Source organism: Kocuria rosea (assembly GCF_006094695.1).
Lineage (GTDB): Bacteria > Actinomycetota > Actinomycetes > Actinomycetales > Micrococcaceae > Kocuria > Kocuria rosea.
This window is the reverse complement of record NZ_CP035103.1, coordinates 2,425,954-2,441,624: the sequence shown is the minus strand read 5'-3', so window position 1 is coordinate 2,441,624 and position 15,671 is coordinate 2,425,954. Positions and strand designations below refer to the sequence as shown.

General features: G+C 74.6%; 12 protein-coding genes. All 12 read left to right on the top strand.

Annotated elements, in window-relative coordinates:
* The first annotated feature begins 97 nt into the window (after positions 1-97).
* The 12 genes from mraZ to EQG70_RS11220 all read left to right on the top strand — a co-directional run bounded on the left by mraZ (position 98) and on the right by EQG70_RS11220 (position 15,441).
* The gene (gene mraZ / locus EQG70_RS11275; RefSeq protein ID WP_031283112.1) at positions 98-529 is read left to right on the top strand and encodes a division/cell wall cluster transcriptional repressor MraZ; all 432 of its coding nucleotides are present in this window, start codon (positions 98-100) and stop codon (positions 527-529) included.
* Between the two features lie 229 nt (positions 530-758).
* On the top strand, positions 759-1,760 hold the full coding sequence (rsmH, locus tag EQG70_RS11270) for a 16S rRNA (cytosine(1402)-N(4))-methyltransferase RsmH (protein WP_109268751.1): 1,002 nt from the start codon (positions 759-761) through the stop codon (positions 1,758-1,760).
* On the top strand, positions 1,757-2,473 hold the full coding sequence (gene ftsL, locus EQG70_RS11265) for a cell division protein FtsL (RefSeq protein WP_241482804.1): 717 nt from the start codon (positions 1,757-1,759) through the stop codon (positions 2,471-2,473). Before rsmH ends, ftsL begins: the two co-directional genes overlap by 4 nt.
* 78 nt (positions 2,474-2,551) lie before the next feature.
* Positions 2,552-4,552, top strand: a complete 2,001-nt coding sequence (locus tag EQG70_RS11260) for a peptidoglycan D,D-transpeptidase FtsI family protein (RefSeq protein ID WP_017833692.1) — start codon at positions 2,552-2,554, stop codon at positions 4,550-4,552.
* 91 nt (positions 4,553-4,643) lie between these two features.
* Positions 4,644-6,293 carry a UDP-N-acetylmuramoyl-L-alanyl-D-glutamate--2,6-diaminopimelate ligase gene (locus tag EQG70_RS11255; RefSeq protein WP_109222577.1) on the top strand — a complete coding sequence of 550 codons (1,650 nt, stop codon included), beginning with the start codon at positions 4,644-4,646 and terminating at the stop codon, positions 6,291-6,293.
* Positions 6,290-7,891, top strand: coding sequence for a UDP-N-acetylmuramoyl-tripeptide--D-alanyl-D-alanine ligase (locus EQG70_RS11250; protein ID WP_035924055.1), 1,602 nt, complete (start codon positions 6,290-6,292; stop codon positions 7,889-7,891). Before EQG70_RS11255 ends, EQG70_RS11250 begins: the two co-directional genes overlap by 4 nt.
* Entirely contained in the window at positions 7,888-9,003 is a 1,116-nt protein-coding gene (gene mraY, locus EQG70_RS11245) for a phospho-N-acetylmuramoyl-pentapeptide-transferase (RefSeq protein WP_017833689.1), read from the top strand. Before EQG70_RS11250 ends, mraY begins: the two co-directional genes overlap by 4 nt.
* Positions 9,000-10,526, top strand: a complete 1,527-nt coding sequence (gene murD / locus EQG70_RS11240; RefSeq protein WP_052132735.1) for a UDP-N-acetylmuramoyl-L-alanine--D-glutamate ligase — start codon at positions 9,000-9,002, stop codon at positions 10,524-10,526. The genes mraY and murD overlap by 4 nt, the downstream gene beginning before the upstream one ends.
* A complete protein-coding gene (gene ftsW / locus EQG70_RS11235; RefSeq protein ID WP_017833687.1) occupies positions 10,523-11,758 on the top strand; it encodes a putative lipid II flippase FtsW in 1,236 nt (411 codons plus the stop codon). The genes murD and ftsW overlap by 4 nt, the downstream gene beginning before the upstream one ends.
* On the top strand, positions 11,755-12,882 hold the full coding sequence (gene murG, locus EQG70_RS11230) for an undecaprenyldiphospho-muramoylpentapeptide beta-N-acetylglucosaminyltransferase (RefSeq protein WP_109268752.1): 1,128 nt from the start codon (positions 11,755-11,757) through the stop codon (positions 12,880-12,882). The genes ftsW and murG overlap by 4 nt, the downstream gene beginning before the upstream one ends.
* Positions 12,872-14,275, top strand: coding sequence for a UDP-N-acetylmuramate--L-alanine ligase (gene murC, locus EQG70_RS11225; RefSeq protein ID WP_109268753.1), 1,404 nt, complete (start codon positions 12,872-12,874; stop codon positions 14,273-14,275). Before murG ends, murC begins: the two co-directional genes overlap by 11 nt.
* On the top strand, positions 14,275-15,441 hold the full coding sequence (locus EQG70_RS11220; protein WP_095651550.1) for a cell division protein FtsQ/DivIB: 1,167 nt from the start codon (positions 14,275-14,277) through the stop codon (positions 15,439-15,441). The genes murC and EQG70_RS11220 overlap by 1 nt, the downstream gene beginning before the upstream one ends.
* Positions 15,442-15,671: the final 230 nt, after the last annotated feature.

Genomic DNA, 15,671 nt, shown 5'->3' with positions numbered 1-15,671 from the left:
GCCCGGCCCCTGCGTTCGTTGACCGGGGAGTGAAGTGGAGTAAAGTGGGGCGAAGAGATGGATCTGGGAGAACTCTCGGGCTGGAGAGGCGGTGAGCATGTTTCTCGGAACGTACTCACCCCGTCTCGACGAGAAGGGCCGCCTGATCCTGCCGGCGAAGTACCGGGAGGAACTGGCGGAGGGACTCGTGCTGACCCGCGGTCAGGAACGGTGCCTCTACGTGTTCAGCGTCCGCGAGTTCGAGCGGGTCCACGAGCAGCTGAGGGCGGCACCGCTGTCCTCGAAGCAGGCCAGGGACTACATCCGGGTCTTTCTCTCGGGCGCCTCGGACGAGGTCCCGGACAAGCAGGGCCGAGTCACCATACCGCCGCCGTTGCGGGACTACGCCGGGCTGGGCCGGGAGCTCGCCGTCATCGGCGCGGGCACCCGGGCGGAGATCTGGGACGCCCAGGCGTGGAACGACTACCTGAACGAGAAGGAGGCCGTCTTCTCCGAGACCGAGGAGGAAGTGGTGCCCGGGCTCTTCTGAGCGCAGGGCGGCCGAGACCACCGCGGAGCACGCGGAGCCGCTTCCCGGATGAGATCTCCAGCCGCACAGCCGTCACCGTCCTGACTCACCTTCCCCTGAGCCAGGCCGGATTCGAGGGACGGCCAGCGGATGGGGTTCTGATCCTGGAAGGCCCGCCGCCGCACCACGGCGTCGACCCGGCGCCGGCCACCGAAGACCGATCCACCGTCGACCGCCGAAGAGAGGGCCCATGGCGCAACGCCCAGCCGAGCAGCTCCACGTTCCCGTGCTGCTCGAACGGTGCCTGGACCTGATGGCTCCCGCGCTCGGCGAGGACGGCGCCGTGGCGGTGGACGCGACGATGGGCATGGGCGGTCACTCCGAGGCGCTGCTGCGGCGCTTCCCCGGCCTGCAGCTGGTGGCGATCGACCGGGACCCGCAGGCCCACGCACTGGCCGGCGCGCGGCTCGCCCCGTTCGGGGACCGGTTCCACCCCGTGCACACGACCTACGACCGGATCCCGGAGGCCCTCGGCCGGCACGGGTTCGACCACGCGGATGCGGTGCTCTTCGACCTCGGGGTCTCCTCGCTGCAGCTCGACGAGCGCGAGCGCGGCTTCGCCTACTCCTACGACGCGCCCCTGGACATGCGCATGGACTCCACCGCGCCCGTCACCGCCCAGGACGTGGTCAACGACTACAGCGAGGAGGACCTGCGCCGGATCCTGCGGGACTGGGGCGAGGAGCGCTTCGCCGGTCGGATCGCCCGCGCGATCGTGGCGCAGCGGGACAGGACCCCGCTGCGGACCACGGGCGAGCTCGTCGAGGTCGTCCGCGGGGCCGTGCCGCAGGGCGCCCAGCACCGCAAGGGGCACCCCGCGAAGCAGACCTTCCAGGCGCTGCGGATCGAGGTCAACGAGGAGCTCGACGTGCTGCGCCGGGCGATCCCCGCCGCACTGGACGCAGTGCCCGTGGGCGGGCGCGTGGTGGCCATGAGCTACCACTCCCTCGAGGACCGGATCGTCAAGCAGGCCTTCGCCCGCGGAGCCGCCTCGACGGCGCCGAAGGGCTTCCCCGTGGAGCTCGACCAGCACAAGCCCACCCTGCGGGTCCTGACCCGCGGGACGGAGACCCCCACCCCCCGGGAGATCGACGATAACCCCCGTGCCGCCTCCGCGCGCCTGCGCGCGGTGGAGCGCATCCGAGAGCACGTCCCCCCCACAGCACAGAACGCGCAGAGGTACACGGCATGAGCGGAACCGGACTCCAGCGACGCCCCGTCCGCCCGACCTCCCAGCGCACGGGCATCGGCGCCTGGGCCGGGCGGCGCGGGCAGCGTCCGCCGGTGGAGGGCACCTCCGCCCGCCAGCTGAGCGACCCGGCGCCGCCCGCCGAGGAGCGGGCCGGGTCGACCCGGGCCCCGCTGTCCGTGGTCCCGGGCCGGGCACGCCGGCAGCGGTTCTCCACCGTGGTGCTCAGCCTGGTGGCGCTCGTGGTGGCGCTGGCCTCGATCCTGGTGCTGAACATCCAGATCTCCGGGGGCCAGTACCGGCTCGTGGAGCTGCGCGCCCAGGAGCAGGCCCTCAGCCAGCAGAACGAGGCGCTCACCCAGGACCTCGAGTTCTACAACGCCCCGCAGAACCTCGCGGTGATGGCGACGGACCTCGGCATGGTCCCCGCGCAGGACTCGGGCACGGTCGACGTCACGAACGGGACCGTCGAGGGCGACCCCATGCCCGCGCAGCCCCAGGAGAACCACGAGATCCTGGTCGACCACGCCCACCAGACCGGCTCCGAGGCCGCGGACCGTGCCGCCCAGCGCGCCGAGGACCGCGAGCGGGAGAAGGCGGCGCAGGAGCGGGAGGACGCCGAGCGCAGCGCCCGCGAGGACGCCGCGCCGGCCGGCGCCGCGGACGCGGAGGGCGGCTCCCTCGCGGCCCCGCCGCAGCGCACGCCCGGGGAGTGACCGGGCCACCGGCCCCCGCCCCCGCCGGCAGCAGCCCCCCGGACATCTCCCAGTCGCAACCAGGAACGAGGCAGACACGTGGCACGCGCACGCTCGACGTCCGACGCCCCCCGCGCCCGCGGCATCGGACGCAGCCACATCGGCGTGGTCCTCGTGCTCGGCCTGCTCGTGGTCCTCGGGATCCGGCTCGTGTGGGTGCAGGGCTTCGACGTCGCCGGCCGGGCCGAGGCCGCCGCCGGCGAGCGGTCCCGAACGGAGGTGGTGCCCGCGCTGCGCGGTGAGATCCGCGACACCCACGGCAACGTCCTGGCCCGCACGCTCCAGCGCTACGACGTCACGGTCGACCAGTCCCTGGTGCGCGAGTTCGAGCGTCCCCTGGCCGACGGCACCACCGAGACCGTGACCCCCACGCAGGCGGTGTACCAGCTCGCCGACGCCCTCGAACTCGAGGACACCGAGGTCAAGGACGCCCTCGACGGCGACAAGCAGTTCGAGTACGTGGCCCGCGGGGTCACGCCCGAGCAGTGGAACACCGTGCGCGAGCTCGGCCTGCCCTACGTGTACGGGCAGCCGTCCTCCGACCGCATCTACCCCAACGGCCCGGTGGGCGGCAGCGTGGTCGGCTTCATGGGCGGGGACGACGAGGCGCTCGGCGGGATCGAGCAGACCCAGGACGAGCTGCTGCGCGGCACCGACGGGAGCCGGACCTTCGAGATCAGCGCCGACGGCGTGCGGATCCCGGTGGCGCCCCAGGAGGAGAGCCCGGTGGAGGACGGCTCCTCGGTGCAGCTGTCGATCGACAGCGACGTCCAGTTCTTCGCCCAGCAGGCCGTCACCGAGCGCGCCGAGGAGCTGGACGCCGAGTGGGGCACGGCCGTGGTCATGCGGATCGAGGACGGTGCGGTGCTCGCGCTGGCCGACTCCTCGACCGTGGACCCCAACGACATCGGCTCCGCCGAGGCGGAGGACCTGGGGGCGCGGGCCGTCACCCAGGCCGTGGAACCCGGCTCCACCCAGAAGATCCTCACCGCGGCGGCCGCCGTGGAGGAGGGCGTGGCCACGCCCCGCACGGAGATCACTGTGCCCCCGTTCCTGGAGATCGACGGGCAGAAGATCACCGACGCCTTCGACCACGGCGAGCAGCGGCGCACGTTCACCGGGATCATCGCCGACTCGATGAACACCGGCACCGTCCTGGTCGGCGGCAAGCTCGCCCCGGAGCAGCGCCACGAGTGGATGCAGCGCTTCGGCGTCGGCGAGACCACGGGCATCGAGCTGCCCGGTGAGTCGCCCGGCATCCTCACGAGCGCGGACCAGTGGGACGTGCGCCAGCAGTACACCGTGCTCTTCGGCCAGGGCGTCGCCCAGACCCCGCTGCGCACGGCGACGATCTTCCAGGCCATCGGCAACGGCGGGGTCCAGGTGGAGCCCCGGGTCGTCGAGTCCGTCGTCGCCCCCGACGGCACCAGCACCCCGGTCGAGCGGCCCGAGGGCGAGCGGGTCGTCTCCGAGGAGACGGCCGAGCAGGTGCTCGACATGATGGAGGTCACCGTCACCCAGGGCGGCGCCAAGGAGGCCGCCGTGGAGGGCTACCGGGTGGGCGGCAAGACCGGCACCGCCGAGGCCCCCAGCCCGGAGGGCGGCTACGACGGGTACACCACCTCCTTCGTGGGCGTCGCCCCCGTCGAGGACCCCCAGTACCTCGTGGCGGTCACGCTCCAGCGCCCCCAGGGCGACGTCCGCGCGATCGGCACCACCCCCACCTTCAGCAAGATCATGGGCCAGGTGCTGCGCCACTACGACGTCCCGCCCTCCACCACCGAGCCCGTGCGGATCCCGCTGCGCACGGACGATCCGGAGGAGGACGAGAGCGAGCAGACGGCGCCGGTGGACACCCCGCCGGGCGTCGAGGCACCCGAGGACGGCAGCACCGGGGCGGACGCCCCGGCCGACGCCGAGGAGGGGCCCGCCGCCGACACGGAGGCCGGCGCCGGGGTCGACGCCGCGGCCGGGACCGGGGCCGCCGGGACCGGCGGGACCGCCCCGGAGGCGTCCCGGCGGGCCGACGAGGGCGACTAGACTTCCATATCGCCGTGCCCGGCCACCCCCCGGGCCCGCCCCCCGCTCCCGGCGGACCACCCACCCGCCGCCCAGACCACGAAGGACGTTGATGGACGCGACAGCCCAGCAGGGACACGACGCGCAGACGATGCGCCCCGCCCGCCCCCGGCCGCTGAGCCTCGCGGAGACCGCCCGGCTCGCGGGCGGGACGGCGCCGTCCCGCGCGGTGGAGGTCACCGGCATCTCCCTGGACTCCCGGGAACTGCGCCCCGGGGACCTCTACGCGGCGCTGCCCGGCGCCCGGACCCACGGCGCCCGCTTCGCCGCGGCCGCCCAGCGCTCCGGCGCCGCCGCGGTGCTCACCGACGCCGAGGGCGCCGCGATCCTCCGGGACGCCGGCATCGGGCTGCCCGTGGTCGAGGCCCCGGACCCCCGCCGGTCCGTGGGGGCGATCGCCGCACGCGTCTACGGCTCCCGGCCGGAGGACGGGACCGCCCCGGCCCTGTTCGCGGTGACCGGCACCAACGGCAAGACGACCACGACCTACTTCACCAACTCGGTGCTCCGCGCCCTGGGCCGGCGTACGGGCCTGATCGGGACCATCGAGATCCTCGCCGGCGACGAGTCGATCCCCTCCCGGCTCACCACCCCGGAGGCCCCGCACGTGCACGCGCTGCTGGCGCTCATGCGCGAGCGCGGCATCACGGCGGCGTCCATGGAGGTCTCCTCCCACGCCCTGCAGTTCCACCGGGTGGACGGCGTCCGCTTCGACGTCGCCGGGTTCACCAACCTGACCCAGGACCACCTCGACCTGCACGGGTCGATGGACGAGTACTTCGCGGTCAAGGCCCAGCTGCTCACCCCGGAGCGGACCCGCCGGGCCGTCGTCGTGGTCCAGGACGAGGACGACGTCTGGGGCCTGCGGATGGCCGAGCACGCGCGGGAGCGGCTCGGCCCGGACCTCGTCGACACGATCGCCCTGCGCGGCGGCGTGCCGGGGGACCGGGACGCCGGACCGGGCCGGCACGGCGCGGACTGGACGCTGACCAGCCTGACCCGCCGCGGGATCGGGCACTCCTTCGCGCTGCGGCACCGGGACGGCCGCACACTGCGCGTGTCCACGGGCCTGCCGGGCGACTTCAACGTGGCCAACGCCGCGCTCGCCGTGGTCATGGTCGTGGCCTCCGGGGTCGACGTCGCCGACGTGCAGCGCGTCCTCGACGAGGCGGACCCCCTCACCACGGACGTGCCGGGGCGGATGCAGCTCATCGGCACGCAGCCCACCGCCGTCGTCGACTTCGCGCACAACCCGGACGCCCTGCGCCGCGCGCTCGCCGCCGTCGAACCGCCGGACGAGGAGGGCCGCGTGATCGTGGTCTTCGGCGCCACGGGGGAGCGGGACCGCTCCAAGCGCCCGGTCATGGGGGAGATCGCCGCCCGCCACGCGGACGTGGTGATCATCACGGACGACGACCCGCACGACGAGGACGCCGGCGCGATCCGCGCCGAGGTCGCGGCCGGGGCGTTCGCGGCCCGCGACGCCGGCGCCCGGGCCCAGGAGGTGCTCGTGCTCGAGCCCCGCACCGTGGCCATCCGCGCCGCGGTGGCCATGGCGGGGCGCACCGACTCCGTGCTCGTGGCCGGCCGCGGGCACGAGACGGTCCAGGAGATCCGGGGCGTGGACCACCCGCTGGACGACAGGGAAGAGCTGCGGGCCGCGCTGGCCGACGGGCAGCAGGACCGTTGGGAGAACCGATGATCGACCTCACCGCCGCACAGCTCGCGCAGATCACCGGCGGGCGCGCCGTCGGCGCCGCCGCCGCGGCGCCCGTCGTCCGCCACGTCGCGACCGACTCCCGCGAGGCGCGTCCCGGCACGCTGTTCGTCGCCAAACCGGGGGAGGTCACCGACGGCCACGAGTACGTGGGCGCGGCCTTCGCCGCCGGCGCCGTCCTCGCCCTCGTCGAGCACGAGGTCTCCGACGCCGCGGGGGTCACCTACCCGGGCGTGCTGGTCCCCGACGTGGTGGAGGCGATGGGCCGGCTGGCCGCCTGGGTCGTGGCCCAGCTGCGCGCCGACCACGAGGTGAAGGTCATCGCCGTCACCGGATCCGTCGGCAAGACGACCACCAAGGACCTCCTGCGGGGCATCTTCGCCGCGGAGGGTCCCACGGTCGCGCCCCGCGGTTCGTACAACGGGGAGGTCGGCGTGCCGCTGACCGTTTTCGAGGCCGAGCCGGACACCCGGTTCCTCATCATCGAGATGGGCGCCACCCGGATCGGCAACATCGACTACTTGTGCCGGATGGTCCGCCCCGACATCGGGGTGGTGCTGTGCGTGGGCTCCGCCCACGCCGGCGAGTTCGGCGGGGTCGCCAACATCGCCCGCGCCAAGGGCGAGCTCGTCGAGTCCCTGCGGGCCGACGGCGTGGCGGTCCTCAACGACGACGACCCCCTGGTCCGCCAGATGCACCGTCGCACCGCCGCGCCCGTGCTGTTCTTCGGGGAGTCCCCGGCGAACGCGCTGCCCGACGTCCCGGCCGCCCGGGTGCACGCCTCCGAGATCCGGCTCGGGCCCGGCGGCAGCCCGGAGTTCCTCCTGCACCTCCCGGACGGCTCCGCGCACCGGATCGTCTCCCGGCTCATCGGGGAGCACCACGTCTCCAACCTGCTCGCGGCCGCCTCCGCGGCCTTCGTGGCCGGGGTCGCCCCGGAGCGGATCGCGGCCTCGCTCAACGCCCAGGGCGCCGCGAGCCGGTGGCGGATGGAGCGCACCGAGCGGGCCGACGGCGTCACGGTGGTCAACGACGCCTACAACGCCAACCCGCAGTCGATGCGCGCCGCGCTGCAGACCCTGGCCCAGCTGGGCCGCGGCTCCGCCGGGTCCGCGCCCCGCCGCACCTGGGCGGTGCTCGGGGGCATGCTCGAGCTCGGCGACAGCACGATCGAGGAGCACGACGCCCTGGGCCGCATGGTGGTCCGGCTCAACATCTCCAAGCTGATCGCCGTGGGCGACCTCGCCCGCCCGGTCTACGACGCCGCCCAGCTCGAGGGCTCGTGGGGCAACGAGGCCACCTGGGCGGCGACCGCGGAGGACGCCGAGGAGATCCTGCGCCAGGAGCTGGCACCGGGTGACATCGTGCTCTTCAAGTCCTCCAACGCCGCCGGTCTCCGGGTGCTGGGGGACCGGGTCGCGGCCGACGCCGGGGACGGCGCCGGCGGGCCCGCCCCGGGCAACGACGCCCCGGCGCGCGGCGACCACTGGCGCTCGGCCGGTCCCTTCGTCAACGCCTCCCTCGACCCGAGCGGGAGGCCCACCACCCCGGGCCCCTCCGCGGACGGGAACGAGCCGGCATGATCCAGATCCTCATGGCGGCCTGCTTCGCCCTGGTCCTGTCCCTCTTCGGCACCCCGGCCTTCATCAAGTTCCTCGCCCGGCGCGGCTACGGCCAGTTCATCCGGGACGACGGGCCCACCAGCCACCACACCAAGCGCGGGACGCCCACCATGGGCGGCGTGGCGATCCTCGGCTCCGTGGTGGTCGCCTACGCGCTCACGCACCTGATCTCCGGGGTGCTGTGGCCCTCCTACGGGGGCGTCACCCTCTCCGGGCTCTCCGCGCTGCTGCTGATGCTCGGCATGGGCTTCGTCGGGTTCATCGACGACTACAAGAAGATCGCCAAGAAGCAGAACCTCGGGCTCAGCCCCGTGGGCAAGATCGTCCTGCAGGGCCTCATCGGCACCGCCTTCGCCCTGCTCGTGCTGCTCGTGCCCGGTCCGCAGGGCACGACCCCCGCGTCCTCGGCGATCTCCATCACCCGGGACACCGCCCTCGACCTCGCCTTCGCCGGCACCGCGGTCGGGGCCGTCCTCTTCGTGATCTGGGTGAACCTGATCGCCACCGCCACGACCAACGCCGTGAACCTCACCGACGGCCTCGACGGCCTCGCCACCGGGGCGTCCATCCTCGTGTTCAGCGGCTACCTGCTGATCGCCATGTGGCAGAACACCCACCTGTGCGGAGCCGTGGCCGAGGGGGTCTGCTACGAGGTGCGCGACGCCGCCGACCTCGCCCTCACCGCCGCCGCGCTGGTCGGGGCCCTGGTGGGCTTCCTGTGGTGGAACACCTCCCCGGCGAAGATCTTCATGGGCGACACGGGATCGCTGGGCCTCGGCGGCGCGCTCGCCGCGTTCGCGGTGCTCACCCGCACCGAGCTGCTGCTGGTGCTCATCGCCGGGCTGTTCGTGATCATCACGGTCTCCGTCATCCTGCAGGTCGGCTACTTCAAGCTCTCCGGCGGCAAGCGCATCTTCAAGATGGCGCCGCTGCAGCACCACTTCGAGCTCAAGGGCTGGAACGAGGTGACCATCGTGGTCCGCTTCTGGATCATCGCCGGGCTGTTCGTCGCGGCCGCGCTCGGCGTCTTCTACGGCGACTGGCTGCTCTCCCACGGAGGAATGATCCAATGATCCACGCGAGCAACGACAACCCCGTCCTGGACCGGCCGCGCCTGGCCGGGCTCACCACGTGGGACGCCGACTGGGCCGGGCTGCGCGTGGTCGTCGCCGGCATCGGCCTGTCGGGCTTCGCCGCCGCGGACACCCTGATCGAGCTCGGCGCCCGCGTCGTCGTCGTCGACGGGGCGGACACCCCGGAGAACCGGGCGAAGGCCGACACCCTGCGGATCGTGGGCGCCGCCGACGTCCTGCTGGGGGAGGCGGCCCAGGGGGCCGTGCCCGACGTCGAGGGCGAGCGCCCCGACCTGGTCGTCACGTCCCCGGGGCTGCGGCCCGACCACCCCCTGCTCGTCGCCGCGGCCGCCGAGGGCGTCCAGATCTGGGGCGACGTGGAGCTCGCCTGGCGGGTGCGCGAGCGCGCCGGGCGCAGGACCGCCGAGTGGGTGTGCATCACCGGGACCAACGGCAAGACCACCACGGTCGGGATGACCGCGTCGATGCTGCAGGCCGCCGGGCTCACCGCGGCCGCCGTCGGCAACGTGGGCACCCCCATCCTGGACGCGCTGCGCGAGCCGGTCGAGCACGACGTCCTCGCCGTGGAGCTCTCCAGCTTCCAGCTGCACTGGACGTCCTCGATGTCGCCGCTGGCGTCCGTGGTGCTCAACGTGGCCGAGGACCACGTGGACTGGCACGGCGGCTACGAGAACTACGTGGCGGACAAGTCCCGCATCTACGAGCACACCCGGGTGGCGTGCGTCTACAACGCCCAGCAGGCCGAGACCGTGCGCATGGTCGAGGAGGCCGACGTCGAGGAGGGCTGCCGCGCCGTGGGCTTCACCCTCGAGACCCCGGACGTCAGCATGCTCGGCGTCGTGGAGGACCTGCTCGTGGACCGCGCCTTCCTCGACGACCGCCGGGGCTCCGCCCTCGAGCTCGCCTCCATCACCGACACCGGCCCCCTCCCCACGCCCCACGGCGTGGCCAACGCGCTGGCCGCCGCGGCGCTGGCCCGGGCGGCCGGCGCCCCGCCGGAGGCCGTGCGGGAGGGGCTGCGCGCCTGGGAGCCCGGCGACCACCGGATCCAGGCCGTCGCCACGACCCACGGGGTGCTGTGGATCAACGACTCCAAGGCCACCAACCCGCACGCGGCCGACGCCGCCCTGGCCGCGTTCGACTCCGTGGTGTGGATCGCCGGCGGCCTGTCCAAGGGCGTCTCCTACGACCGGCTCGTCGCCCGGCACGCCGGCCGGCTGCGCACCGTGGTGCTCATCGGCACGGACAACGACTCGCTGCTGGCCGCGCTCGCCGCGCACGCCCCCGAGGTCCCCGTCCTGCGGACCGCCGAGCGTCCCGGCCCCGCGGCGGGCGACGCCGTGATGGGCGAGGCGGTGCGGCTCGCCCACGAGGTCGCCCGGAAGGGCGACACGGTGCTGATGGCCCCGGCGTCCGCCTCGATGGACCAGTTCAGCTCCTACGCCCACCGCGGTGACGCGTTCGTCCGGGAGGTCGCGGACCTCGTGGGACGGCTCTCGTGACGCAGCTGCAGGACCGGGCGGGGCTCGCGGAGACGGCCCGCGGCTCCCTGGGCGGGGCGCGCCGCTTCTGGCGTGCCCTCGTGGACGGCCCCCTCATCCACTCCTACTACGCGCTGGCCGGCTCCGTGCTGCTGCTCACGGCCATCGGCATCATGATGGTCCTCTCCGCCTCGGCGGTCGAGTCGATCTCGGCGCAGGAGTCCGCGTACTCGTACTTCGTCAAGCAGGCCACCTTCGGGGGGATCGGCGTGGTCCTGATGTTCGCGCTGTCCTTCGTGCCCACCGCCTGGTACCGCCGGGGCGCCACCGGACTGCTGGTCCTCGCCGTGCTGCTGCTCATGCTCGTCTTCACCCCGCTCGGACAGGAGATCAACGGCAACCGGAACTGGATCGTGGTGGGCGGGCAGACCTTCCAGCCCTCCGAGGCCGCCAAGCTCGCCGTGGCGATCTGGCTGGCCATGGTCCTGGCCCGGCAGGGCGACGCCGTGCGCGACTGGCGCCAGGCCCTGTGGCCGTCCGGGCTGGGCATCGGGATCCCCGCCGCGATGATCGTGCTGGGCGACGACGTCGGCACGGCCCTCGTCTTCGTGCTGATCTACGGGGCCGCCCTGTTCTTCGCCGGGGCGCCGCTGCGGCTGTTCGCGATCGCGGCCGCCGGGGCCGCGCTGGTCGGCACGCTGGCCGTGGTCACCGCGCCCCACCGCGTGGACCGGATCACCGGCTGGCTGTTCGGCGAGTGCGGCGCCACCGACGCCTGCTACCAGTCCCAGCAGGGGCTCAACGCCCTCGCCTCGGGCGGCTGGTGGGGCGTGGGGCTGGGCCAGTCCCGGCTCAAGTACAACTACGTCCCCGAGGCGCACAACGACTACATCTTCTCGATCATCGGCGAGGAGCTGGGCCTGCTGGGCACGGTGCTGATCCTCGCCCTCTTCGCGGTCATGGCCCTGGCGATGGCCCGCGTCATCCTGCGCGCCCGCAGCGGCTTCGTCCGGATCGCCACCGCCTGCATCGTGACCTGGCTGGTCGGCCAGGCGTTCATCAACATCGGCATGGTCACGGGGGTGCTGCCCGTGATCGGCGTCCCCCTCCCGTTCATCAGCTACGGTGGGTCGTCGCTGCTGATGAGCCTCGCGGCCGTCGGCGTCGTGATGTCCTTCACCCGGCTGCCGCGCCGGATCCAGGTCCCCACCCGCACCCCCCGCCCCCGCACCCCGAACGAGGATCGCGCATGACACCGTCCGAACCCACCACCGGAGGCCCCGCGCCGTCGGTCCTGCTGGCCGGCGGGGGCACCGCCGGGCACGTCAGCCCCCTCCTGGCCGTGGCCGCGGCGCTGCGGGAGCAGGCCCCGGAGGCCCGCCTCACGGCGGTGGGCACCGCGTCCGGGATGGAGACCCGGCTCGTCCCGCAGGCCGGGCTCGAGCTCGAGCTCGTCGACCGGGTCCCGCTGCCCCGCCGGCCCTCCGTGGACCTCGTCCGGCTGCCCGGACGGCTCCTCGGCGCCGTGCGGCAGGCCGGGGAGATCCTCGACCGCGTCCGGCCGGACGTGGTGCTGGGCGTCGGGGGCTACGTCTGCACCCCCGTCTACCTCGCCGCCGCCCGGCGCGGGCTGCCCATCGTGGTGCACGAGGCCAACGCCCGCCCCGGTCTGGCCAACCGGGTCGGCGCGCGCTGGGCCAGGACCGTGGCCGCCGCGTTCCCCGGCACCCCGCTGCGCGGAGCCGTCACCGTCGGCATGCCCATGCGCCGGGAGATCTCCCACCTGGACCGGGAGGCGCTGCGCGCCGAGGCCCGCCGGTCCTTCGGGCTCGACCCCGACCTGCCCACCGTCGTGGTCACCGGCGGCTCCTCGGGCGCCCTCGCCATGAACCGCACCGTGGCCGGCGTCGTCGGGGAGGTCGCCGCGCGCGGCTACCAGCTCCTCCACGTCACCGGCCGGGGCAAGCAGCTCACCCGGGACGACGGCGCGCCGCTGAGCGCCCCCGGCTACGTGCAGGTCGAGTACGTGGACGGCATGGAGCGCGTCTACGCCGCCGCGGACCTGCTCGTGGCCCGCGCCGGCGCCGCGACCGTCTCGGAGGTCGCCGCCGTCGGCCTGCCCGCCGTGTTCGTCCCGCTGCCCGTCGGCAACGGCGAGCAGGCGCTCAACGCCGCCTCCCTGGTGGCGGCCGGCGCGGCGCAGCTCGTCGCCGACGACGCGTTCACCCCCGACTGGTACCGCCGGAACGTGCACCCCCTGCTGGCCGACCCCGGCCGCCTCGCCGCGATGGCCGCCGCGAGCCGCGCCCACGGCGTGCGCGACGCCGACACCGTGCTGGCACGGATGATCCTCGAGGAGGTCCCCGTTGAGCGCTGAGCACGAGACCGACCCCGCGCTGCTGGGCCGGGTCCACTTCATCGGGATGGGCGGCGCGGGGATGTCCGCCGTCGCCAAGCTGATGCTCGCCCGCGGGGTCCCGGTCAGCGGCTCCGACCGCCAGGACTCCCCGGCGCTGCGCCAGCTCCAGGACCTGGGCGCCACCGTGCACGTGGGCCAGCGCGCCGAGCACGTGGACGGGGCGCAGACCGTGGTCGTGTCCACCGCGATCCCGCCCGAGGACCCCGAGTACTCCGCCGCCCGGGCCGCGGGGCTGCGCGTGCTGCACCGCTCCGAGGCCCTCGCGGCCGCGATGCACGGCCGCGCGGTCGTGGCGGTGGCCGGCACGCACGGCAAGACGACCACGAGCGCCATGGCCGCGCTCGCGCTGCACACTGCCGGGCTGGAGCCCTCCTGGGCCATCGGCGCGCACGTGGCCGACCTCGGCTCCAACGCGGCCCTCGGCACGGGTCCGTGGTTCGTGGCCGAGGCCGACGAGTCGGACGGCTCCTTCCTCGCGTACGGTCCGCGGATCGCCGTGGTCACGAACATCGAGCCCGACCACCTCGACTACTACGCCTCCCGCGAGGCCTTCTACCGGGCCTTCGACGAGTTCGCCGCGACCCTGCCCGCGGACGGGCTGCTCGTGGCCTGCCAGGACGACCCCGGCTCCCGGGCGCTCGCGGAGCGCCACCGGTCCGCCGGCGGACGGGTGGTCAGCTACGGCACGGACCCGGGCTCCGACGTCCGGGTGCTCCCCGGGGAGGCCGACGGGCTGCGCACCACCAGCACCCTGCTCCTGGGCGAGGGCGCCGACCGCCGGGAGGAGCGGCTCGAGCTCGTGGTGCCGGGCCGGCACAACGTCCTCAACGCGACCGCCGCCTTCTGCGTGGCCGTCGAGGCCGGCGTCCCGCCCGCGGATGCGGTGCGCGGGCTGGCCGGCTTCCACGGCTCCGCCCGGCGCTTCGACCTGCGGGGCGAGGTGGACGGGGTCCGGGTCTTCGACGACTACGCCCACCACCCGACCGAGGTGGTCGCGGCGCTCACGGCCGCGCGGGAGGTCGCGTCCGGGCACCGGGTGATCGCGATCTTCCAGCCGCACCTGTTCTCCCGCACGCGCGAGTTCGCGGCCGAGTTCGCCGACGCCCTGGCGCTGGCCGACGAGGTCCTCGTCATCGACATCTTCGCCGCGCGGGAGCAGCCCGTCGACGGCCTCACGAGCCGGATCGTCACCGACCGCGCCCCCGCCCACGTCCGCTACGTGCCGGACGGCGCCGACGCGGTCGCAGAGGCCGCGGCGGCCGCACGCCCCGGGGACCTGGTGCTCACGGTGGGCGCCGGGGACGTCACCGCCCTCGGGCCCCGGCTCGTGGACCGCCTCGGAGCCCGCTGATGAGCCGGCACGGCCGCCCGCACCAGCCCCGCTTCGGGGACCCGGCCGGGGACTCCGCCGGGGACTCCGGCGTTCCCGGGCCCGCCGGCGGGCCCGTGCCGGAGACCACCGCGGGCCCCGCGCCCGAGCGGGGCGCCGCCCCCGAGCGCGACCCCGGATCGCCGGCCGGCCCCGGGGGCCCGCCGCGGTCAGGGAGCACCGCCTCCGGCGCGGCCGCGCCGGAGGGCGGGCGCGTGCGCGTGCGCGTGAACGACGGGACCAAGGTCACGCCCCTGGCCGACGAGGACGACCTCGAGGAGGTCCCGGCCGCCGGCGGGCGCTTCAGCGCCTGGCGGCGGCACCGGCAGGAGCGCGCCGCCACCCGCACGCTCACCGCCTCCCGGCTCCCCCCGGTGGAGGAGCCCCCGCGGGCCGGTTCCACGGCCGTGGGGGCCACAGCCGTGGGAGCCACGGTGGTGGCCTTTCCCGCCTCACCGGGGGCGCGGCGCCGGCGCCGGCGGATCGGCGCGGTCCTCGGGGTGCTCGCCGCCCTCGCGGTGCTCGCCGGCGTCCTGTTCCTCTCCCCGGCGCTGGCCGTGCGGGACATCACGGTGCGCGGCGCGGAGCTGACGGACCCGGCTCGCGTCGAGTCCGCGCTCGACGCCTACCGGGGCGTCCCGCTGACGCGGATCTCCAAGGACGAGGTGCGGGAGCGGGTGGGGCGGATCCCGCAGGTCCGCTCCATCGAGGTCCTGCTCGAGCCCCCGCACCACCTCGTGGTCGCGCTGCGCGAGCGCGTGCCCGTGGCCGCGATCGAGGACGACGGGGAGTTCGTGGTCGTCGACTCGGAAGGGGTGGAGCTGATGACCGCCGGCTCCGCGGAGGAGGCGGGCGTCCCCGTCGTCACGGGCGGGCGCGACGTGCTCGAGGGCGAACGGTTCGAGGCCATCGCGGACGTGCTGGCCGCCCTCCCGGAGTCCGTCCTCGCCCAGCTGCGCACCGCCTCGGCCGAGTCGCTGTCCTCGGTGGAGCTGGCCTTCACCGACGGCCGCACGGTCGTCTGGGGCACCGCCGAGGACAGCGAGCTCAAGTCGCAGGTCCTCCGGGAGCTCGTCGAGGCGCGCGGCGCCGGCAGCGGCGTCGAGACCTACGACGTGTCGAGCCCGACCCGCCCCGTGGTGCGCTGAGGGGCGACACCGGGCCTCACGTTCCACCAGAGGTCGAGAGTGCGGCCGAAACGCAGCACGACCTGCGGTTTTGGCGAAAAGTGTCGAAAGCGGTATGGCTTGTCGTGCAGGTGGTCCCCGTCGTTGTTAGGCTTGACCCCGACATCGAACCCGCCGGGGAGCAGCTGACGGCATGAGATTCGACCTTCGATAGAAGGTTGAGAAACGGCTCGCCATCCCCGACCCGAACC